This is a genomic window from Nocardiopsis suaedae (assembly GCF_027706745.1).
GTDB lineage: Bacteria > Actinomycetota > Actinomycetes > Streptosporangiales > Streptosporangiaceae > Nocardiopsis_A > Nocardiopsis_A suaedae.
Genome location: NZ_JAQFWP010000062.1, coordinates 1 through 21,506 on the forward strand (window position 1 = coordinate 1; position 21,506 = coordinate 21,506).

Consider the following 21,506-nt stretch of genomic DNA (forward strand, 5'->3'; position numbering starts at 1 on the left):
GGGTTGAAACGGACATCATAAGAACGGGTTCCCCGAGATCATCACGGAGGGGGCCGGCCGGGTGGTGCATACCGGGCATACTGGGCGCAGCGGGGAGGGGGCGGCGATCCCGCGTCGCGAAAGAGACGCTTCTCGCGTGATCGGGTGGCGGATCTGCCGCGCGGGATGGGCCCGGGCCGCGCGTGGCGTCCGGAAGGCGGGTTCCGGTCGGCCTTCCCCGAGATCAACACGGGCGGCCCGCCGCCCGGCCGGGGCCCGTTAGCGGGGTACCTGCCGAGCCGCCGCCCGCCCGGACCGCGAGCGGCCTGCCGCCCGGTAGGCAGGCCTGGGGAACCGCCCCGCTTACGCCGTCGCCGCCCACCACAGGGACCACGCACTCACCGGGCGGCCGACCGACCGGCAGGTAGGGTCGCCGACCTTCGTCGTCGCCGCCCTTCACCTGGCATCCCCGGGGTCCGGCACCCGGCCGGGGCCCGGGAGCGGGGTACCTGCCGAGCCGCCGACCTGGACCGCGAGGAGCCCGACGCCCGGCAAGCAGGCCAAGGGAACCGCCGAGCTCTGGCCGTCGCCGCCATTTCCCTTGCACCCCGCCGACCCGCCGCCCGGCTGGGGCCCGGAGTGGGGGACCAGCTCTCGCCGTCGCCGCCCGGTACGGTGACCACGCACACGCCGGGTGGTCGACCGATTCGCAGGTCGGGCCGCCCACCTCCGTCGTCGTTGCGATCTGCCTTGCGCTGTGGTGGCCGGGCGTCCGGGCAGGGCCCATGAGCAGGGCGCCTCCCGCCTTTCGGCGGGCGCATCGGGTGCCGCTCTGAGGGTCGGACACGGACCGGACATCCGAGGGTCGGACAGGAGCGTCTAAAGTGGACACGTTGACCTGGTCGCCCGTCGTCGACGGGTGCGGCCGGTCAGCGGCACCGTGCGAGCGAAGTCCGGGTGGGCGGCCGCGGCCGCCCCCGATCCGGCGCTGCCCCGCAACTGTGACGCCCGCCCTCCGGCGGGACGAGCCAGGTCGCCTCGTGCGGTGCCGGCGTCAACTGTCCTCGTGGGAAGGGCAGTCCGCCTCGGCGGGCTCGGTGCTTCCCCTGCCCGAAGAAGGAGACCCGTGCGCATCGCACGCTTCACCGCGGCGGCCGTCCTGCCCGCCGCGCTCGCCCTCGCCGCCTGCGGCGGCCCGGAGTCCGACGGCTCCGGCCCCTCCGACGCCTCCCCCGGGGGCGCCTTCCCCGTCACCGTCGCCGACGCGCGCGGTGACGTCACCCTCGACGCCGAACCCGAGCGCATCGTCTCGCTCTCCCCGACGGCCACCGAGATGCTCTTCGCCGTGGGCGCGGGCGACCAGGTCGTCGCCGCCGACGAGTACTCGGATTTCCCCGAGGAGGCCCCCACCACCGACCTGTCCGGCTTCACGCCCAACGTCGAGGCCGTCACCGAGGAGGACCCCGACCTGGTCGTCCTCGCCCGCGACGCCGAGGACTCCGCCGACCAGCTGGAGAAGGTCGGCATCGACGTCCTGGTGCTGGAGGCCGCCACCGGCTTCCAGGACACCTACGACCAGCTCCGGCTGCTCGGCGAGGCCACCGGCCACGCCGAGGAGGGCGACGCCGAGGCCGAGCGCGTCCAGGGCGAGATCGAGGGCATCGTGGCCGACACCCGCGAGGCCGTCGGCGACACCGGGCTCAGCGTCTACCACGAGGTGGACGACGCGATGTACTCGGCCACCTCCGACACCTTCATCGGCCAGGTCTACTCCGAGCTGGGCCTGGACAACATCGCCGACCGGGCCGACGGCGCCGCCGAGGCGGGCGGCTACCCGCAGCTGTCCCCCGAGTTCGTCGTCGAGGAGAACCCCGACCTGGTCTTCCTCGCCTACCCCGGCGAGGACGCGGCCGCCGACCTGGAGGACCGCCCCGCCTTCGACACCGTCACCGCCGTGGACAACGGCGACATCGTCCAGCTCGACGAGGACGTCTCCTCCCGCTGGGGGCCGCGCGTGGTCGACCTCGTGCAGAGCGTCTCCGACGCGGTGATCACCGCCCAGGAGGACTGAGCGGGTGGGACGCGGTCGCACGGCCTGGCCCTGGCTGGTCGGCGCCGCGGCGGCGCTGGCCGCCGTGGTGCTGGTCGGCGTCGCCGCGGGCGCGGCCTCCATCACCCCCGGGCAGATCGTCCACGCCCTCGCGGCGCGGGCGCTGCCCGGCGTGGAGTCCCCGCTCAACGACCGCCAGCTCGCCGTGCTCGTCCAGCTCCGGCTTCCGCGGGTGGTGCTGGGCGCCCTCGTGGGCGCCCTGCTCGCCGCGGCGGGCGCCTCCTACCAGGGGGTCTTCCGCAACCCGCTGGCCGACCCCTACCTGCTGGGGGCGGCCGGCGGCGCCGGGCTCGGCGCCACCGTCGTCATCGCCTACGGCGCGCAGTGGTTCGACGCGCCCCGCACCATGGTCCCGGCGGCCGCGTTCATCGGCGCCCTGCTCGGTGTGGCCGCCGCCTACGCCCTGGGCCACTCGGCCGGGCGGGGCGGCACCGCCTCCCTGGTCCTGGCCGGGGTGGCGGTCTCCTCGTTCCTGTCCGCGGCCCAGACCCTGGTCCAGCAGCTGCGGACCGAGGAGCTCCAACGGATCTTCTCCTGGGTGCTGGGCGGCCTGATCCGCAGCGGCTGGGACGAGGTCGCCACCGTGCTGCCCTACGCCGTGCTGTCCGTGGCCTGCATGCTGGCCTGCGCCCCGCTGCTGGACCTGCTCGCGCTCGGCGAGGAGAAGGCGGTGAGCCTGGGCCTGAACACCGCCGCCGTGCGGCTCGCCGTCATCGCCGCCGCCTCCCTGGCGACCGCGGCCGCCGTGTCGGTCAGCGGCCTGATCGGGTTCGTCGGCATCGTGGTGCCGCACATGGTGCGCCGCCTCGTCGGCACCGGGTACCGGCTGGTGCTGCCCATGTCACTGCTGTGCGGCGCCGCGTTCCTGGTCCTGGTCGACGTGGTCGCGCGCACCGTGATCGCCCCCGCCGAGCTGCCGCTGGGCGTGGTGACCGCCTTCCTCGGCGCGCCGTTCTTCGTGATGATCCTGCGCGCCACCCGGGACCGCAGCATGTGACCCCCGGCGGCGCCCGCCCGCCGGGGCCCCTGGCGCCGGGCGCGACCGGAACGGGGCGCGGGCGTGATCGGATCGCGCCCCCGCGTCTGGAAGACTGGACGGCGCCCCCGCCGATCACGACCACCACCGTGCGGCCGGCGCCGGGGAGGCGGCCATCGCAGGCACGGGCCGCCTCTCGCCCGCGGGTCGGGGGACCTCGCTAGGAGACTGATGGACTACACGATCTTCGCCGTTGCCGTATTCGTCGTCGCCCTCCTCGTGTTCGGCGGCGTCGTGCTCATCCGGCCGCGCCGCCCCGGTGCGGGCAAGGAGGCCCCGCCCTCCGAGGGGTCCGGCACCGCCGCGACCGCCCCCGCGCCCGAGGAGGAGGGCGAGCGCTCGGGCGCCGCCACCGCCGAGGCCGGGCCGCAGGCCCCGCCCGAGGAGGGCCAGGCGCCCCCGGCGGCGCCGGAAATCGAGACCCCGCCGCCGTCGGCCGGCCGCCTGGTGCGGCTGCGCGCCCGCCTGGCGCGCTCGCAGACGGCCCTGGGCCAGGGCCTGCTGAACATCCTGTCCTCGGACACCCTCGACGACGACGCCTGGGAGGAGATCGAGGACACCCTCATCACCGCCGACGTCGGGGTGACGTCGGCCTCGCAGATCGTGGAGGGCCTGCGCACCAAGGTCAAGGTGCTGGGCACCCGCAGCCCCGACGAGGTGCGGGCGATGCTGCGCGAGGAGCTGCTCGCCCAGATCGGCCCGGACATGGACCGCACCGTGCACACCGGCCCGCACCAGGGGCGGCCCGGCGTCGTCATGGTCGTGGGCGTGAACGGGACCGGCAAGACCACCACCACCGGCAAGCTCGCCCGCGTCCTGGTGGGCGACGGCAAGTCGGTGGTGCTGGGCGCGGCCGACACCTTCCGCGCCGCCGCCGCCGACCAGCTGGAGACCTGGGGGTCGCGGGTCGGCGCGCCGGTGGTCCGCAAGGACGAGGGCGCCGACCCGGCCAGCGTCGCCTTCGACGCCGTCGCCCGCGGCGTGGACGAGGGCGCCGACTCGGTCATCGTCGACACCGCGGGCCGCCTGCACACCAAGACCGGGCTGATGGACGAGCTCGGCAAGGTCAAGCGCGTGGTGGAGAAGAAGTCCCAGGTGGACGACGTGCTGCTGGTGCTGGACGCCACCACCGGGCAGAACGGCCTGCGCCAGGCGCGGGTGTTCGCCGAGGCGGTGGCCGTGTCCGGGATCGTCCTGACCAAGCTGGACGGCACCGCCAAGGGCGGCATCATCATCCAGGTCCAGCGCGAGCTGGGCGTCCCGGTCAAGCTGGTGGGCCTGGGCGAGGGGCCCGACGACCTGGCGCCGTTCGACCCGGAGGAGTTCGTCGACGCCCTCCTGGAGGCGGAGGCCTAGGGCGCGTCGGCGCTCGGACGCGGGGCCGCTCCGCCCGGATCTCCGGGCGGGGCGGCCCCTTTCGCCTTCTCGGCGGGTCGGGCGGCGGCGCTCACACCAGGACGTCGCGGCGGCCGAAGACCACGGCGGCCAGCGCGACGAGCACAGCGGGCGCGGCGGCCAGCACCGCCGTGTACCCGGGGTCCACCCCGTTCACCAGCGGATCGGGGTCGAGCGCGTAGTAGAACGCGGACCCGAACCGCAGCCACTCCAGGTCCTCGACCGTCAGCGCGAACGTGTTGCCCAGGTAGCCGATGACGGCGAGCGCCGCCCCGCCGGCGATGGCGAGGGAGCGCCGCCCCGCCGCCGCCCCGATGGCGAACGCCGCGGTCCCGTAGCAGAGCGCGTTCAGAGCGGTCGCCAGGCACGCCGCCGCCAGGTGCCCCGCGCCGATGTCGAGGTCGAGCACGGGGGAGAGCCCCAGCAGGACGAGGAACATCACCGCGCCGAGCACCCCGGTGTACACGGCCGTCGCGGCGAACCGCTGCAGGAGCAGCGAGGTGCGGCCCACCGGGTGGGCCATGACGAGTTCGAGCGCGCCCTCCTCCTCGTCGCCCGCGACGGCGCGCGCGCCGATGCCCACGGCCGCCACCATCATCAGGATCGGAACCAGCAGCAGCACCGTCCCGTCGATATAGCCCTCCGGGGTGGTCATGTCCGACCAGCCCATGGCCTCGGCCAGGCCCGGCATGGCGTCCACGTACTCCTGCATGAGGTCCGTGGTGTCGGCCATGGTGGGCCAGAAGGAGCTGTACATGGCCGTGACCGCCGCCACGGCCGCGGACCAGCCGATGAGCCCGCGCCGGTGGTCGCCCAGGAAGCGGCGGAAGACGTCGGCCGCCATCGTTCAGCCCTCCCCGCCGGAGGCGTGCGCCCCGTTGTTGTAGTGGGTGAAGAACAGCTCCTCCAGGTCCGGTTCGACCGCCGAGAGCAGCAGCACCGTCCGGCGGGCGGCGAGCTTGACCAGCGCGTCCGGGCTCCCGTCGACCCTGCAGGTGAGCTGGTCGCCGTCGGTCCGCACGTCGCGGACGTTGTCCAGTGCGGCGAACTCGGCCGCGTCGTCGGGGCCCAGCGGCTGGGCGAACCGGATCGAGAACTCGTGTACCGCCCGCGCGCGCAGGGCGTCCATGTCCTCGGTCGCCACGATCCGTCCGTCCCGGATGATCGCCGCCCGGTCGGCGGCGTCGTGCACCTCGCTCAGCACGTGCGACGACATGAAGACGGTGGTGCCCGCGTCGCGGGCCTCGCGGACCATGGCCAGGAACTCCTGCTGGAGCAGGGGGTCGAGGCCGCTGGTGGGTTCGTCCAGGATGAGCAGGCGCGGCCGGTGCATGAACGCCTGCACCAGCCCCACCTTCTGCTTGTTCCCTTTGGACAGCCCCCGGACCGGCCGCTTGAGGTCCAGGTCGAGCCGCGCGGCCAGCTCGTCGATGCGCGCGCGGGGCACGCCGCCGCGCAGCCGCGCGTAGAACGCGAGCAGGTCCCGCGCCGGACGCCGACTGCCCATGGCCAGCTCCCCGGGCAGGTAGCCGATCTCGCGCCGCAGCGCGACCCCGTCGGTGCGCGGATCGCGCCCCAGGACCGACACCTCCCCGGCGTCGCGCCGGATGAGGTCCAACAGCACCCGGATCGTGGTCGTCTTCCCCGCACCGTTGGGGCCGAGGAACCCGAACACCTCGCCCTCGCGCACGCGCAGGTCCACCCCGCCCAGCGCGCGGTGGCGCCCGTAGCTCTTGGCCAGCCCTGTGGTCTGGATGGCGGGGGAGCCCCCGCCGGTCCCGCCGCCTGCGGTCATCTCGGCTCGCTTTCCGGGCCCACACCGCGGCCTCCGTCGGTGTCCTCCATCGGCGTCGCTCATGGTCGTCCGTGGGCGGCCGGGGCGGGCGTTCCAGGAGAGGTTCGATGTTCAGAAGATACTGAACATTCTCTCTCCCCTGCACGGTAGCCGCGCGGCCCGAATGCGCGCCATATCCGTTGACGGCGCCTTAACGGCCGCGCGCGCCCTTCACAGGCCCCCGCCCGGCCGCGACACGCGGATGTAACCGTCCGACCAGATGCTTTACGCGCCCGCAACATACGCACATCCACCGGGAAACACCCCGGGCCGAAGGTATCGGTCGAGGTGAACGCGCCGGGCCCGACGACGTGCTCGCATCACCGAGGAGTACGCACACATCCCCCGTCCCCTGCTTGGAGGCGACCATGGAAGGGCTCGACACGGGCACGACGGCCTGGCTGCTGGTGAGCGCCGCCCTGGTCATGCTCATGACGCCGGGACTGGCCTTCTTCTACGGAGGCATGTCCCGCGCCAAGAGCGTGCTGAACATGATGCTGATGAGCTTCACCAGCATCGCGATCGTCAGCGTGCTGTGGGTGCTGGTCGGCCACACGCTCGCCTACGGGGAGGGCTCGGGCCCGCTCGCGCCCTTCATCGGCGGGCTCAGCGACGCCGGGCTGTCCAGCATGATCGGCGAGGTCGACCCGGAGGGCGGCTACCCGCTCCTGGTGGACGCCGGGTTCCAGATGATGTTCGCCGTCATCACCGTCGCCCTGATCAGCGGCGCCATCGCCGACCGCGCCAAGTTCGGCGCCTGGCTGCTGTTCGTCCCGGTCTGGTCGCTGCTGGTCTACTTCCCCGTCGCGCACTGGGTGTGGGGCGGCGGCTGGGTCGGCGACATCACCATCGGCGGCGCCGAGGTGATCGACTTCGCCGGCGGGACCGCCGTGCACATCAACGCCGGCGCCGCCGCGCTCGCCCTCACCATGGTGCTGGGCCGCCGCAAGGGCTTCGGGTCGGAGTCCATGAAGCCGCACAACCTGCCGTTCGTCCTGCTCGGCGCCGCCCTGCTGTGGTTCGGCTGGTTCGGGTTCAACGCCGGCTCGGCCTACGCCGCCGACGCCACCGCCGCCCTGGCCCTGGTGAACACCCAGGTGGCCACCGCCGCCGCGACCGGTGCCTGGATGCTGGTGGAGCGGATCCGCTACGGCAAGATCACCGCGCTGGGCTTCGCCTCCGGCGCCATCGCCGGGCTGGTCGCCATCACCCCCGCGGCCGCCGACGTCACCCCGGTCGGCGCGATCGGCGTGGGCGTGCTCTCCGGCGGCATCTGCGCCTACGCCATCAGCTGGAAGTTCAAGTTCAAGTACGACGACGCGCTCGACGTGGTCGGCATCCACATGGTCGGCGGCATCATCGGCTCCCTGGCCATCGGCCTGCTGGCCTCGGCGACCGCCAACGGTGCCGACGGGCTGCTCTACGGCGGCTCGTTCGGCCTGCTGGCGGTGCAGGCGGTGGCCGTGATCGGCGTCGCCCTCTACTCCTTCGTCCTCACCTGGGTGATCGCCAAGCTCATCGACCTGGTCATGGGCTTCCGCATCCCGGTGCACGTGGAGACCAACGGGCTCGACCACGAGCTGCACTCCGAGACCGCCTACGCCTTCGACGAGCTCGACGACGAGCTGGAGGGCGCAGAGGCGACGGATCTCTCCTCGCCGACGCCTCCGGGCGAGGAGGTCGCCTCCCGGTAGCCGCTGTACCCGCCCCCTCAGTGCCGAGGGGGCGGACGGCGGCACCGTGCCGGGAGGCGCGTGAAGGCTGGGCCGACGACGGGGCACGCCCCATCGCCGGCCCAGCGGCGTGTCCGGGGCCGGGCGCCCCCCCCCCCCGCCCGCCGGGGGGGGGGGGCGCCCGGCCGGCGTGGGCGGGCGACTCTGGGCGAATCCTTGGCCGCGGTTTGCAAGGAGTGATGGCGCGGTTGGGTACCCTTGCACCCACGGACGGGCCGGACGACCGGCCGCCGGCGGACGGCCGGCGCCGAGACCTCAGGAGCGGCCCTCCGGTATGCGCCCGGAGCCGGACAAGGGCTCCCGCGCGCTCCCGTGACCGACTGAACGACAGCCCGAAATCTCTGCGTGCGCCCGCCGGCACGAGTCGTGCGACCGGGCCGAGCGCAATGGGCCTGGAGGCAAGATGGCGCCGGTGATGTCCAGCAGACTGCGGTCGGGGCGGCCGCTCGGCTACGCCGCGGCGGCGGCCGCGGTCGCGCTCGCCGCGACCGGGTGCAGCCTGGATCTGAGCGACCTGCGTCCCGGTGGTGGTGAGCAGACGCAGGAGGAGGCCGCGCCGGTCGAGGCGGCTCCGGTCCTGGAGGGGGCGCTGAAGCGGCTGGAGGCCGCCGACGCGATCGCCGTGCAGGGCAAGGTCGCCGCGGGCGGCGAGGGCGAGGGCGTCAACGACGCCGCGCTGACCGTCACCTCCGCGGGGACCGTGCAGGGGACCTATCAGGAGGGCGAGAACGAGGCCGAGGTCCTGGAGGCCGAGGGGCGCGTCTTCCTCAAGGCGCCCGACGAGTTCTGGCTCGACCAGAACATCGCCAACCCCGACTCCGACCAGTACGCCGGGTCGTGGGTCCGGGTCGCCAAGGAGCAGCTCGGCCTCGACCCGGGCGCCCAGCTGGCCCCGGCCGAGCTGGCCGCCACCCTGGAGGGGATGGGCGCCGCCTCCGAGGAGGCCCGGCTGGAGGACCTCGACGGCACCCCCGCCTACCGTGTGGACCTGGGCGGCGGGGAGAAGAACCGGGTCTGGATCAGCGAGGAGGAGCCCTACACCCTCCTGCGCATGGAGATCGAGGACCTCTCGGGCGGGGAGGGCGGCTCTGAGGGCTCCGGGGGAGAGGAGAGCCCCTCGGACGACGCCTCGGCCGAGGACGCGGGCGGCTCCGGCGCGCGCGTGCAGTTCAACCTCAGCGAGCCCGAGACCGCCGACGTCGAGGGCGTCTACGACACCGCGATCGCCGCGGCCAAGGACGAGCTGACCTCCTCGCGCGATGCCCGCATCGAGCTGAACTGGCAGGGCCAGATCGACCTGAAGTGCCAGACCGGCGGCGCATGCACCGTGTCCGGAACCGCCGAGGACGTCTCCGACGGCGGCGGCGAGGGCAAGGTCATCGTCAACATGGACGCGACCTTCAAGAACGATGAGCTGGGCGAGAAGAAGTGCGACAGCACCGAGGTGCTGGCGGCCGGGAGCACGGTGGACATGTCCTGCTCCGTGGACTACGCGCTGGAGCCCAGCACCGAGCCCAAGGACTACGAGATCAACGCCACGAGCGTGCTCTCCACCCAGGGCCTGAGCAAGAAGTCCGCCGGGAAGGTCGCCGACGCGCTGGAGGAGCAGAAGAAGGCGCTCTCGGGGGCCGGCGGCGAGGACGCCTCCGCCGAGGAGGAGTCGCCGGCCGAGGACGGCGGCAACTAGCCCGCTGCGCGCGGGGCGGGGCGGGTCCGGCGGGACCCGCCCCGCCTTGTGGGGGCGGGTAACCTAGGAGACCAATCCCGAGGAGAAGGACGGGTCCAGACTCGTGTTCGAGACGCTTTCCGACCGGCTGACATCGGTCTTCAGCTCGCTGCGCAGCAAGGGCCGGCTGTCCGAGGAGGACATCAACGCGACCGCGCGCGAGATCCGTCTCGCACTTCTGGAGGCGGACGTCGCCCTCCCGGTGGTCCGCGACTTCATCGCGAAGGTCAAGGAGCGCGCGCGGGGCGAGGAGGTCTCCCGGGCGCTGAACCCGGCACAGCAGGTCATCAAGATCGTCAACGAGGAGCTCATCGAGATCCTCGGCGGCGAGACCCGGGAGATCCGGTTCGCCAAGACCCCCCCGACCGTCATCATGCTCGCCGGCCTGCAGGGCGCCGGAAAGACCACGCTGGCGGGCAAGCTCGGCCAGTGGCTGGCCGGGCAGCGCAACACGCCGCTGCTCGTCGCCGCCGACCTGCAGCGGCCCAACGCCGTCACCCAGCTGCAGGTGGTCGGCGAGCGCGCCAGGGTCCCGGTGTTCGCTCCCGAGCCCGGCAACGGCGTGGGCGACCCGGTCGAGGTCGCGCGCCGCTCCCTGGAGGAGGCCGAGCGCAACAACCACAACGTGGTCATCATCGACACCGCCGGCCGCCTGGGCGTCGACGAGGAGATGATGCGCCAGGCCGCCGACATCCGCGACGCGGTGAAGCCGGACGAGGTCCTGTTCGTCGTCGACGCGATGATCGGCCAGGACGCGGTGGCCACCGCCCAGGCGTTCCTGGACGGCGTGGGCTACGACGCGGTGGCGCTGACCAAGCTCGACGGCGACGCCCGCGGCGGTGCCGCGCTGTCGATCCGGCACATCACCGGCCGGCCGATCATGTTCGCCTCCACCGGTGAGAAGCTCGAGGACTTCGACCTCTTCCACCCCGAGCGGATGGCCTCGCGCATCCTCGACATGGGCGACGTGCTCACCCTGATCGAGAAGGCGCAGCGCACCTTCGAGGAAGAAGAAGTCAGCAAGATGGCCAAGACGTTGGCCTCCGACGACGACTTCACCCTCGACGACTTCCTCGAGCAGATGGGGATGGTCCGCAAGCTGGGCCCCATCGGCAACCTGCTCGGCATGATGCCGGGCATGGGCCAGATGAAGGACCAGTTGGCCGGCGTCGACGACAAGGACCTGGACCGGATCACCGCGATCATCCGGTCGATGACCCCGGCCGAGCGGGACAACCCCAAGATCATCAACGGCTCCCGCAGGCTGCGCATCGCAAACGGCTCGGGCACCGAGGTGGGCGAGGTCAGCGGCCTGGTCACCCGGTTCTTCGAGGCGCAGAAGATGATGCGCCAGATGAAGAACGGCAACATGCCCGGGATGCCGGGGATGCCCGGCATGGGCGGCGGCAACAAGAAGAAGGCCAAGGCCCAGGCCAAGAAGGCGAAGAAGGGCAAGCAGCGCAGCGGCAACCCGATGAAGGCGCGCCAGCAGGAGGCCGAGAAGGCCGCCGAGCGGCAGCGCCGCCGCGAGGAGGGCCCCGCGGAGCAGCAGATGCCCGACCTGCCGCCCGGCCTCGGCGGCGGGCAGCTCCCCCCCGCGCTCGGCGGCGGGAAGATGCCGGACCTGTCCGACTTCGACTTCGGCAAGAAGAAATAGGAGCGCACGGCGCCGGAGCCCCCGTGTGCGTCCGCACGACCCGCCGGGCCGCGCGGACGCACACGGGGGTGCTCACGCTCTGGCATAATCGAACGTGCGACTCACGGTGCCCGGGTCGGCCCTCTACTTGCCCGGCGCCCACGTCCGGTCCGATCGGCCCCCGCAACCCCACGCGGCGGCGCCCGAACGGACACTCGCTTACGCAATTCAGGAGAACCACTCCGTGGCAGTCAAGATCAAGCTCAAGCGTCTGGGGAAGATCCGTACGCCCCAGTACCGCATCATCGTCGCCGACGCCCGCGCCAAGCGCGACGGCCAGGCCATCGAGGAGATCGGCAAGTACCACCCGAAGGAGCACCCCAGCTTCATCGAGGTGAACTCGGAGCGGGCGCAGTACTGGCTGTCCAAGGGGGCCCAGCCGACCGACCCGGTCAAGGCGCTTCTGAAGAAGACCGGTGACTGGCAGGAGTTCAAGGGCCTGCCCAAGCCCCAGAAGCCGATCCAGGTCGCCGAGCCGCGCGACAAGGACGCCGAGGAGGCCGCCTTCCAGGCCGTCCTGAAGGAGCTCGTGCTCCCGGACAACGAGGACAAGGGCGGCAAGGGCAAGGCCAAGAAGAAGGCCGAGAAGGCCGACGAGGCGACCGGCGAGACGAGCAAGCCCGAGGGCGAGGCCTGACGTGCTGGAAGAGGCGCTTGAGCACCTGGTCAAGGGCATCGTGGTGAACGCCGACGATGTCCAGGTGAGAGCCAAGAGGCTCCGCAAGGGCAAGGTGCTCGAAGTTCGGGTGCATCCCGACGACCTCGGCAAGGTCATCGGTCGCAACGGCCGGACCGCCAAGGCCCTGCGGACCGTGGTCGGTTCGCTGGCCGGCGGCAAGTACGTCCGCGTGGACCTGCTGGACCTGCACGAGGTGCGCTGAACCGTGCGCCGGGGGCGCCGATCCGCGACGGGTCGGCGCCCCCGGTGTCGTGTCCGGGGGCCGGGATCCGGGCCCGGCCGGGAAGGGAACGAGGAAGACCGCGATGCGTCTGGTTGTCGGCCGGATCGGCCGCGCCCACGGGATCCGTGGCGACGTGGCCGTCGACGTGCGCACGGACGAGCCGCGGGCGCGCTTCGCGCCCGGCTCGCGCCTGCTCACCGACCCCGAGTCGGCGGGGCCGCTCGTGGTGGCCTCGTCCCGCACCCACGCGGGGCGCCTGCTCGTGCGCTTCGAGGGGGTGGCCGACCGCACCGCCGCCGAGGGGCTGCGCGGCACCGTGCTGCAGGTGGATTCGGCGGACCTGGGGCCTCTGGAGGACCCCGACGAGTTCCGCGACCACGAGCTGATCGGGCTGCGGGCCCACACCGTCGGCGGCGGCGAGGTCGGGGTGGTCGCCGACGTGCTGCACCACGCCCAGGACCTGCTGGTGATCGACACCGGCGGGGGCGGGGAGGCGCTGGTCCCCTTCGTCCGCGCGCTCGTGCCCGAGGTGGACACCGCCGCGGGCACGGTCACCCTGGACCCCCCGCCCGGGCTGCTCGACCCGGGCGCCGCCGAGGGGGGCGACTGACCGCCGATGCGCATCGACATCGTCACCATCTTCCCCGACTACTTCGCCCCGCTGGAGCTGTCGCTCATCGGCAAGGCGCGGGAGGCGGGGATCCTCGACGTCCGCCTGCACGACCTGCGGTCCTGGACCCACGACCGGCACAACACCGTCGACGACACGCCCTACGGGGGCGGGCCGGGGATGGTCATGAAGCCCGAGCCGTGGGGCGAGGCACTGGACGCGGTCGCCGCCGCCGGCCAGGACGGCCGGGAGGGGGGCGTCCCCCGGCTGATCGTGCCCACTCCCAGCGGGGCGCCGTTCACCCAGGCCCGCGCCGACCGGCTGGCCGCCGAGCCGTGGCTGGTCTTCGCGTGCGGGCGCTACGAGGGCATCGACGGCCGCGTCCTGGAGGAGGCGGCCGGGCGCATGCCCGTCGAGGAGCTGAGCATCGGCGACTACGTCCTGGCGGGCGGGGAGTCGGCCACGCTGGTCATGGTCGAGACGGTGTCGCGGCTGCTGCCGGGCGTGCTCGGCAACCGCGACTCGGTCGACCAGGACTCCTTCGCCCCGGGAGAGATGGAGCACCTGTTGGAGGGTCCCGTCTACACCAAACCCGCGGTGTGGCGGGGGCGCGAGGTGCCGCCCGTGCTGTTGTCCGGCAACCACGGCGCGGTCGACCGCTGGCGCCGCGACCAGGCCCTCCGCAAGACGGCGAGGATGCGGCCGGAGCTGCTCGGGGAGGGCGACCCCTCCCGTTTCGACCACCGCGACCAGGAAGTCCTCGCCGAGGCCCGGTTACAGGCCGGGCCCGGATCTATGGCAGACTAAGACGAGTTGCCCCTGCCGTAGACGTTCGTCCGCATGCTGTCGGACGCCTAGGCGGCGGAATCGCCTCCGCCCACACGGGCACACATCGACACCGGCAGCAGAATCCGCCCGCGCGAACCGCAATGGCCGTCGCCGCGGCGCGCAACCGATGAGGAATCGCTGAGATGCACACCGCTATCCAGGAGCTCGAGAAGGCCCAGCTGCGCTCCGACATCCCCGACTTCCGCCCGGGCGACACGCTCAACGTCCACGTGCGCGTGACCGAGGGGAACCGGTCCCGTATCCAGGTCTTCAAGGGTGCGGTGATCCGACGGCAGGGCGCCGGCAACCGCGAGACCTTCACGGTCCGCAAGGTCAGCTACGGGGTCGGCGTGGAGCGCACCTTCCCGGTGCACACCCCGGCCATCGAGAAGATCGAGGTCGCCGCCCGCGGCCGGGTCCGCCGCGCCAAGCTGTACTACCTGCGGGACCTGCGGGGCAAGGCCGCCCGCATCCCGGAGCGCCGCGAGCCCGCCGCCAAGTAGGCCTCCTGGCCGCACCGGCGCACGCCGGCCGCGGCCGCGCGCTTTCGGGCGCGCACTTTTATCGGCGCGCGACGCGCCGCTCGGATAGGCTTCGTTCCCGATGAGCAACGAGGAATCCGGCACGCACACCACTGGCTCCCCTGCGGACGACCGCGGGGGAGCCAGACGTGTGTCCGGCCCCGGTGCGCCCGCCGGCCCCGGGTCGGCCGCCGAGGAGGCGGGGGGCGCCGGGGGCGCGGAGGGTGCCGGACCGGACGCCGGACGGCCCAGGGGGAGTGCGGAGGACGCGATGGGCGCCAAGAAAGAGGAGACGGGCGAGAAGAAGGGCTCCTTCTGGAAGGAGCTTCCCCTCCTGATCGTCATCGCGCTGGTCCTGGCCTTCGTCATCAAGACCTGGGTGGTGCAGCCGTTCTACATCCCCTCCGGGTCCATGGAGGACACGCTCCAGATCAACGACCGGGTGCTGGTCAACAAGCTCGTCTACCAGGTGCGCGACATCGAGCGCGGCGACATCGTGGTGTTCAACGGCACCGGGACCTGGGACGAGCCGGGGGTGGAGGCCCCCGAGTCCGGGAACGCGGTGAACCGGCTGTTCACCTGGGTGGGCCAGCAGCTGGGCGTGCAGCCCACCGGCAAGGACTACATCAAGCGCGTGATCGGGGTCGGCGGCGACACGGTCGAGTGCTGCGACGCCGAGGGGCGCGTGATGGTCAACGGCGAGCCGCTGGACGAGCCGTACCTGTACCCGGGCAGCCAGGACACGCACACCGAGTTCGGGCCGGTCGAGGTCCCCGAGGGGCGGCTCTGGCTGATGGGCGACCACCGGCAGATCTCCTACGACTCCCGGCTGCACCAGAACGACCCGGGGGAGGGCACGATCGCCGAGGACGAGGTCATCGGCCGGGCGTTCGTCCTGATGTGGCCGGTGGACCGGATGCGCACGCTGCCGATCCCGGAGACGTTCGACTCCCTGAACGAAGGGGGCGGGGGCGGCGAGGCCGCGGGCGCCCCGGACGGCGACCGGGCGTCGGAGCCGGTGGCGGCCGCGGCGGTCCCGGCGGCGGCGCCGCTGCTGCTGGGGGCGGCGGCAGCGGTCCCGGTGCAGCGGGCGGGCCGGGGCCTGTGGCGGCGGCGTCCGAGGTCTGGGAAGTCACACGCCGGGGATTCCGGCGAATGACAGCGCGCGGTTGACATATGGCGCATGATGGATCTGTAGCGGAAGACATCCGCTTTCGAGCATGGCAGGACCAAGAGGCGCCGAACGGGGCGAAGGGGGCCGGGCCGGCGGACCTGGGGTGCACGACGAAAGCGAGCGCGAGATGAGTTCTGAGGACCTGGAGAAGTACGAGGCCGAGATGGAGCTGCAGCTCTATCGGGAGTACCGCGACGTCGTCGGCCTGTTCTCCTACGTTGTCGAGACCGAGCGGCGGTTCTACCTGACGAACCACGTCGACCTGCAGCCGCGCAGCACCGAGAACGGTGAGATGTACTTCGAGGTCACGATGGAGGACGCCTGGGTGTGGGACATGTACCGCCCGGCGCGGTTCGTCCGCAACGTGCGCGTGGTGACGTTCAAGGACGTGAACGTCGAGGAGATCACCAAGTCCGACCTTGAGGTCCCCTCAGGCCGCCCCGGCCAGGAGTAGCAGGACCCCTCGGGACAGACGCCCACGGAGGGCGGGGCCGTACGGCCCCGCCCTCTGTTGTGCTCTGACGGCCTCCAGCGGCCCTGGTGCGACGGCCGCCGGTCCGGAAGCTTCAGGAGCGCGGGGCAGCCGGTGTCGGCGCGCGCCCGGCCGTAGGCTCTCCAGGGGAGACCCGCCCGGTGCTCCGTACGTGCGGAGACGGAACCCCTTCCAAGTCCCCGATCCCGTCGCCGTTGCTGCCTACCCGCGTACGCGGAGAGGCCGGTGCGGGCCCTCGCGCTGCTTGTCCACAGGCCGCCGATCCGTCCGCCGCGGCGCCCCGCCGCCCCTCACCATCGGGGTCGGAGGTGAGGGCTGATGGCATCGGCGACGGCCGGATCAGGGTGGACCAAGGCGGCGCTCGGGCGGTACGGCGAGGACCTGGCCGCCGCGCACCTGCGGCGGACGGGGCTGCGCATCCTCGCGCGGAACTGGCGCTGCCCGGACGGCGAGATCGACATCGTCGCCCGCTGGGGCGGCACGCTCATCGTCGTGGAGGTGAAGACCCGCACCGGGCAGCGCTTCGGGACCCCGCTCGAAGCGGTCGGCCCGGCCAAGATGCGGCGGCTGCGCCGCCTGGCCCGCCGCTACCGCTCCCGGACCCTGAACGCGCCGCCGCGCACCCGTGTCGACGTCGTCGGCGTCCTCGTCCGGCGGGACGGCCGCGCCTACCTCCGGCACGACCAGGGGGTGGCGTGAATGGCCCTGGCCCGCACGCTGTCCATGGCCCTGCTCGGCGTCGAGGGGCACCCCGTCGAGGTCGAGGCGCACCTGGGCTCCGGGCAGGCCGCCCTCACCCTCGTCGGCCTGCCCGACACCGCGCTGCGCGAGGCCCGCGACCGCATCCGCGCCGCCGTCGCCAATTCGGGGGAGACGTGGCCGGACTGCCAGATCACCGTCAGCCTGTCCCCGGCGAGCCTGCCCAAGCGCGGGAGCGGGTTCGACCTGGCGATCGCCGCGGCGGTGCTGGGGGCGGACGGGGCCGTGCCCCTGGAGAGCGTGCACGACTGCGTCTTCCTGGCCGAGCTGGGGCTGGACGGGCGCACCCGGCCGGTGGAAGGCGTGCTCCCCGCCGTCCTGGCGGCCGTCCGGGGCGGGCACACGACCTTCGCCGTGGCCCGGGAGAACGCCGCCGAGGCGCGACTGGTGCCGGACGTGGAGGTGATCGCCGTCCGCTCGCTCACCGAGCTGTTCGCGCGCCTGCGCGGTGAGGCGCCGCCCCAGGAGGACCTGTTCGAGGACGAGCCGCCGCCCCGCCCGGAGCGCGACGCGGACCGGGCACCCCGCCCGGACCTCGCGGACGTGCTGGGGCAGCCGGTGGCGCGGCGCGCGGTGGAGATCGCCGCCGCGGGCGGGCACCACCTGATGATGGTGGGCCCACCGGGGACGGGGAAGAGCCTGCTGGCCGAGCGGCTGCCGACGGTGCTGCCGCCGCTGTCGCGGCAGGAGGCGGTCGAGGTGACGGCGGTGCACAGCGTCGCGGGCACCCTGTCGCGGAGGGAGCCGCTGATCAGCGTGCCGCCGTACAGCGCGCCGCACCACACGGCCACCCGGGTGGCGATGGTCGGCGGCGGCAGCACGGGCATCAGGCCGGGCTGCGTGTCGCGGGCGCACCGCGGGGTGCTGTTCCTCGACGAGGCCCCGGAGTTCCAGCGGTCGGTCCTGGATTCCCTCCGGCAGCCGCTGGAGTCGGGCGCGGTGACCGTGGACCGTGCGCAGGGGACGGTGACCTTCCCGGCACGGTTCCAGCTGTGCATGGCGGCCAACCCGTGCCCGTGCGCCCGGCCCGGTCCCGCGTGCACGTGCCCTCCGCCGCAGCGCCGCCGGTACCTCGCACGGCTGTCGGGGCCGCTGCTGGACCGGGTCGACCTCAAGATCGAGCTGCAGCCGGTCACCCGGGGCGAACTACTGGCCGACCAGCCGTTCGCGGAGACGTCGGAGCAGGTGGCCGAGCGGGTGGCGCAGGCGCGCGAACGGTCGGCCAAGCGGTTCGAGGGGACGCCGTGGCGGGCCAACGCGCAGGTGCCGGGGGCCGAGCTGCGGCGCCGGTTCCCGGTGCCCGAGGCGGCCCGGTCGATCCTCGCGTCGGCGATGGAGCGCGGGGAGATCAGCGCGCGCGGGGTGGACCGGTCGCTACGGGTGGCGTGGACCCTGGCCGACCTGGCGGGCCGGGGCGCACCGGAGCCGGAGGACACGGCGATGGCGTTCGCCCTGTGGTCGGGGCGGTATCCGTGACCGCCGAAGGCCGCGACGAGGAGGACGCCTTCGCGCGGGCGATGCTCTCCGCCGCGGTGGACCCGGGGCACCCGCTCGTGGGGGCCGTGCTGCGGGCGCGCGGGGCCGTGGAGGCGTGGGAGCTCGTGCGGCGCGGCACGATCGCCGACGAGGCGGGGCCGGTGCGGAGCACGCGGCGGCCGGAGGCGTGGGCGGGCCGGGCGCGGGCGGTCGACGGGGGGCGCCTGCTGGAGCGGGCGGCCGAGGCGGGGGCGCGGCTGGTCGTTCCGGGCGACCCGGAATGGCCGGGGCGGTTGGACGGGCTGGGCGACGAGCGGCCGTACGCGCTGTGGGTGCGCGGGCGCGGAGACCTGCGGAACGCGTGCCTGCGGTCGGCGGCGGTGGTGGGGTCGCGGTCGGCCAGCGCCTACGGGCTGCACGTGGCCTCGGCGCTCGCCCACGACCTGGCGCGGGACTCCTGGTCGGTGGTGTCGGGAGGGGCGTTCGGAGTGGACGCGGCGGCGCACCGGGGGTGCCTCGGGGGAGGGGCGGCGACGGTGGCGGTGCTGGCGTGTGGGCCGGACCGGCTGTACCCGGGCGGGAACGAGCGGCTCTTCGCGGAGGTGGTGGAGCACGGGGTGATCACCACCGAGCACGGCCCGGGGGTGCGGCCCACACGGCACGGGTTCCTGGTGCGCAACCGGGTCATCGCGGCGCTGGCGCCCGGCACGGTCGTCGTGGAGGCGGGGCTGCGGAGCGGGGCGCTGAACACGGCCCGGCACGCCCAGGAGCTCAGCCGGACGGTGATGGCGGTGCCGGGACCGGTGACCTCGGCGCTGTCGGCGGGCTGCCACCGGCTGCTGCGGGACTGGCACGCGGTGTGCGTGACGGACGCGGCGGACGTCGCCGAGCAGCTGGGGGCGGTGGGCGAGGGGCTCCGCGAGGGCGGCGGGACGGTGATGGCCGTCGACGGCCTGGACCCGGCGACGCGCACGGTGCTGGAGGCGGTCCCGGCGAGGAAGGGGGTGGGCCCAGCGGAGATCGCGACGGCGGCGGGCGTCGGCATGGACGAGGCCCTGAGGCGACTGGGCCTGCTGGCGGCGGGCGGCTTCATCGAACGCACGGCGTCCGGCTGGCGCGTCCGCCCGGGGACGGGAGCGGCCCACCACGTTTACCAGCGGGTGTGAGGGAGCACGGAGCGGCCGGGGCGCTCTCGCGCACCGGGACTCCTGTACCTCCGGCCGTTAGGGTGATCGCATGGCGAAGAACTACAGTGACGCGCTTCTCGCCGACGGGCCGTTCGTGTTCGTCTCCGGGCAGCTGCCCATCGCACCCGACGGAAGCTTCGCCGAGGGCGACGCCGTCGAACAGACGCGGCAGGTCTTCCGGAACATCGAGGCCGCCCTCGCCCCGCACGGGGCCGATCTGCGGCACGTCGTCAAGCTCACCTACTACCTCCGCCACATCGCCGACCTCCAGTCCGTCCGGCAGGTGCTGCGCGAGTTCCTCGTCCACGAACCCCGGCCCGCCTCCACGCTCGTGGAGGTCAACGGGCTGGCCGACTCCCGCTGCCTGGTCGAGATCGACGCCGTGGCCGCCCTGCCCGCCTCCGAGCGCCGGGGCGGGGAAGGGTGAGCCCGAACGCGCCCGGTGACGGGGAACGGGGCGGCCGGGACGCGCTGCTCGACGACTTCGCCCGGCGGCTCCGCTCCGAGCTGGGGCGGTCCGAGCACACCGTGCGCGCCTACCTGGGCGACGCCCGCTCCCTGCTCGGCCACCTCGACGCCGTCGGCGCCCCCGTCGGCGCCCTCGACCTCGGGCTGCTCCGCGGCTGGCTCTCCCGGCTGAGCGAGGCCGGGGCGAGCCGGGCCACCCTCGCCCGGCGCATCGCCGCCGCCCGCGCCTTCACCGCCCACCTGCACCGCACCGGCCGCCTGGCCGACGACCCCGGGCCGATGCTCGCCACCCCGGTGCGCCGCCGCTCCCTGCCCCGGGTGCTCAGCGAGGACCAGGCCGCCGACGCCCTCACCGCGCACGCCGGGGACGCCGAGGCGGCCGCCGCCCCCGACGGGCTGCGCCGGGCGGCGGTGGTGGAGGTGCTCTACGGCGGCGGGCTGCGCGTCGCCGAGCTGTGCGGCCTCGACCTCGACGACGTCGACCGCGAGCGGCGCACCCTGCGCGTCCTGGGCAAGGGCGGCAAGGAGCGCGCGGTGCCCGTCGGCGAGCCCGCCCTCGACGCCGTCGACGCCTGGCTCCAGGGCGGGCGCCCGGCCCTGGCGGGGCCGCACTCCGGGCGCGCCCTGTTCCTCGGGGCGCGGGGCGGCCGCCTGGGCACCCGCAGCGCCCGCCGCGACGTGCACGAGCTGCTGCGCGCCGCAGGCGACGGCAGCGACGCCGGGCCGCACGCCCTGCGGCACAGCGCCGCCACCCACCTGCTGAACGGCGGCGCCGACCTGCGCAGCGTCCAGGAGTACCTGGGGCATGCGTCCCTGGACAGCACGCAGGTGTACACCCATGTCTCGATCGAGCGGCTGACCGAGGTCTACCGGCGCTCCCACCCCCGCGCGTGAGCGTGCGCGGCGGCGCGGCGGCGACCGCCCCCGCCGGGCCGAACGGCAGCGGCAGCAGCCGCACCCGGCCGCGGCCGAGCAGGGACAGCGGGTCCAGGTAGTCCCGCCCGCGGAGCAGGCCCCAGTGCAGGCACGGCCGCGACCGGCAGTGCGCGTCCCCCTCGGCCAGGACGCCCAGCACGTCGCCCGGGGCCACCGTGTCCCCGGCCTCCACCGACGCGCGCACCGGCAGGTAGGTGGTGCGCAGCCCCCCGTGGACGACCGTCACCGCGCCCGTGCCCGCCACCTCGCCCGCGAAGCCGATCCGGCCCGGCCCCGCCGCCACCACCTCGGCCCCCTCCCCGGCGGCCAGGTCCGCGCCGCGGTGGCCGGGGAGCCAGGGCCGGGGCGGCGGGTCGAAGGGGCGCAGCACCGCCGGGACGCCGTCCAGGGGCCACCGCCAGGGCCCGGCGTCGGCGGAGGCGGGCGCCCCCGCCGCGACCGCCCCGACCAGGGCGAGCGCCGCCGCGACCACGGCGGCGGGCGCGGGGCCCGGCGAGGGGAGCGGTGCGGCCGGGCGGACCCGGCGGCGGGAGTCGGGTGCGTGCGGGGCGCGAGCGGGGGTATCGCAGAGCATGGGCTCAGGATCTCCCCGGGGCCCACGCGACACGAGGAGGTCGTCACCGCCTGTGGACAACGGTCCCGA

Annotated in this window: 20 protein-coding genes and 1 pseudogene; 18 read left to right on the forward strand and 3 right to left on the reverse strand. The window is 74.1% G+C overall.

All coding sequences use genetic code 11. The features are described 5' to 3' along the window. Positions 1 to 1,105 precede the first annotated feature (1,105 nt). From O4U47_RS24705 to ftsY, 3 genes are all read left to right on the forward strand, one after another. Positions 1,106 to 2,050, forward strand: a complete 945-nt coding sequence (locus tag O4U47_RS24705; RefSeq protein ID WP_270680359.1) for an ABC transporter substrate-binding protein — start codon at positions 1,106 to 1,108, stop codon at positions 2,048 to 2,050. 4 nt (positions 2,051 to 2,054) lie between these two features. Continuing rightward, positions 2,055 to 3,086 (forward strand): FecCD family ABC transporter permease, encoded by a 1,032-nt coding sequence (locus O4U47_RS24710; RefSeq protein WP_270680360.1) that lies wholly within the window; start codon positions 2,055 to 2,057, stop codon positions 3,084 to 3,086. A gap of 210 nt (positions 3,087 to 3,296) precedes the next feature. Continuing rightward, on the forward strand, positions 3,297 to 4,481 hold the full coding sequence (gene ftsY / locus O4U47_RS24715) for a signal recognition particle-docking protein FtsY (RefSeq protein ID WP_270680361.1): 1,185 nt from the start codon (positions 3,297 to 3,299) through the stop codon (positions 4,479 to 4,481). Between the two features lie 91 nt (positions 4,482 to 4,572). Here the strand turns inward: ftsY and O4U47_RS24720 are convergent, their stop codons facing one another. Beyond that, on the reverse strand, positions 4,573 to 5,364 hold the full coding sequence (locus O4U47_RS24720) for an ABC transporter permease subunit (RefSeq protein ID WP_270680362.1): 792 nt from the start codon (positions 5,362 to 5,364) through the stop codon (positions 4,573 to 4,575). A 3-nt stretch (positions 5,365 to 5,367) separates the two neighbouring features. After that, positions 5,368 to 6,315 (reverse strand): ABC transporter ATP-binding protein, encoded by a 948-nt coding sequence (locus tag O4U47_RS24725; RefSeq protein WP_270680363.1) that lies wholly within the window; start codon positions 6,313 to 6,315, stop codon positions 5,368 to 5,370. Positions 6,316 to 6,722: 407 nt separating this feature from the next. Here O4U47_RS24725 and O4U47_RS24730 point away from each other — a divergent pair, with 407 nt between their 5' ends. The 15 genes from O4U47_RS24730 to O4U47_RS24800 all read left to right on the forward strand — a co-directional run bounded on the left by O4U47_RS24730 (position 6,723) and on the right by O4U47_RS24800 (position 20,821). Continuing rightward, a complete protein-coding gene (locus tag O4U47_RS24730; RefSeq protein WP_270680364.1) occupies positions 6,723 to 8,048 on the forward strand; it encodes an ammonium transporter in 1,326 nt (441 codons plus the stop codon). Between the two features lie 454 nt (positions 8,049 to 8,502). After that, positions 8,503 to 9,774: a hypothetical protein gene (locus O4U47_RS24735; protein WP_270680365.1), complete on the forward strand. Its 1,272-nt coding sequence runs from the start codon at positions 8,503 to 8,505 to the stop codon at positions 9,772 to 9,774. A 103-nt stretch (positions 9,775 to 9,877) separates the two neighbouring features. Next, a complete protein-coding gene (gene ffh / locus O4U47_RS24740; protein WP_270680366.1) occupies positions 9,878 to 11,470 on the forward strand; it encodes a signal recognition particle protein in 1,593 nt (530 codons plus the stop codon). Positions 11,471 to 11,693: 223 nt separating this feature from the next. Next, entirely contained in the window at positions 11,694 to 12,146 is a 453-nt protein-coding gene (gene rpsP, locus O4U47_RS24745; RefSeq protein ID WP_270680367.1) for a 30S ribosomal protein S16, read from the forward strand. Position 12,147: 1 nt separating this feature from the next. Further along, positions 12,148 to 12,390, forward strand: a complete 243-nt coding sequence (locus tag O4U47_RS24750; protein WP_270680368.1) for an RNA-binding protein — start codon at positions 12,148 to 12,150, stop codon at positions 12,388 to 12,390. A gap of 103 nt (positions 12,391 to 12,493) precedes the next feature. Further along, a complete protein-coding gene (gene rimM, locus O4U47_RS24755) occupies positions 12,494 to 13,021 on the forward strand; it encodes a ribosome maturation factor RimM (protein WP_270680369.1) in 528 nt (175 codons plus the stop codon). 6 nt (positions 13,022 to 13,027) lie between these two features. Next, positions 13,028 to 13,828 (forward strand): tRNA (guanosine(37)-N1)-methyltransferase TrmD, encoded by an 801-nt coding sequence (gene trmD, locus O4U47_RS24760; protein ID WP_270680370.1) that lies wholly within the window; start codon positions 13,028 to 13,030, stop codon positions 13,826 to 13,828. A 164-nt stretch (positions 13,829 to 13,992) separates the two neighbouring features. Further along, positions 13,993 to 14,352 carry a 50S ribosomal protein L19 gene (gene rplS, locus O4U47_RS24765; RefSeq protein ID WP_270680371.1) on the forward strand — a complete coding sequence of 120 codons (360 nt, stop codon included), beginning with the start codon at positions 13,993 to 13,995 and terminating at the stop codon, positions 14,350 to 14,352. A gap of 169 nt (positions 14,353 to 14,521) precedes the next feature. Beyond that, positions 14,522 to 15,529, forward strand: a complete 1,008-nt coding sequence (lepB, locus tag O4U47_RS24770; protein WP_408639024.1) for a signal peptidase I — start codon at positions 14,522 to 14,524, stop codon at positions 15,527 to 15,529. A gap of 142 nt (positions 15,530 to 15,671) precedes the next feature. Then, positions 15,672 to 15,998, forward strand: coding sequence for a DUF2469 domain-containing protein (locus O4U47_RS24775; RefSeq protein WP_017626253.1), 327 nt, complete (start codon positions 15,672 to 15,674; stop codon positions 15,996 to 15,998). Positions 15,999 to 16,355: 357 nt separating this feature from the next. After that, positions 16,356 to 16,736: a YraN family protein gene (locus tag O4U47_RS24780; RefSeq protein WP_270680373.1), complete on the forward strand. Its 381-nt coding sequence runs from the start codon at positions 16,356 to 16,358 to the stop codon at positions 16,734 to 16,736. Next, complete coding sequence (locus O4U47_RS24785) at positions 16,737 to 18,272, forward strand: YifB family Mg chelatase-like AAA ATPase (protein ID WP_270680374.1); 1,536 nt, start codon at positions 16,737 to 16,739, stop codon at positions 18,270 to 18,272. Between the two features lie 41 nt (positions 18,273 to 18,313). After that, the gene (gene dprA / locus O4U47_RS24790; protein ID WP_270680399.1) at positions 18,314 to 19,438 is read left to right on the forward strand and encodes a DNA-processing protein DprA; all 1,125 of its coding nucleotides are present in this window, start codon (positions 18,314 to 18,316) and stop codon (positions 19,436 to 19,438) included. A 70-nt stretch (positions 19,439 to 19,508) separates the two neighbouring features. Beyond that, positions 19,509 to 19,886 carry a RidA family protein gene (locus O4U47_RS24795; protein ID WP_270680375.1) on the forward strand — a complete coding sequence of 126 codons (378 nt, stop codon included), beginning with the start codon at positions 19,509 to 19,511 and terminating at the stop codon, positions 19,884 to 19,886. 44 nt (positions 19,887 to 19,930) lie between these two features. Beyond that, complete coding sequence (locus tag O4U47_RS24800; protein ID WP_408639025.1) at positions 19,931 to 20,821, forward strand: tyrosine recombinase XerC; 891 nt, start codon at positions 19,931 to 19,933, stop codon at positions 20,819 to 20,821. Between the two features lie 100 nt (positions 20,822 to 20,921). Here O4U47_RS24800 and O4U47_RS24805 read toward each other — a convergent pair. Next, positions 20,922 to 21,437, reverse strand: a pseudogene (locus tag O4U47_RS24805) (murein hydrolase activator EnvC family protein); the annotation flags it as partial. Between the last annotated feature and the right edge of the window lie 69 nt (positions 21,438 to 21,506).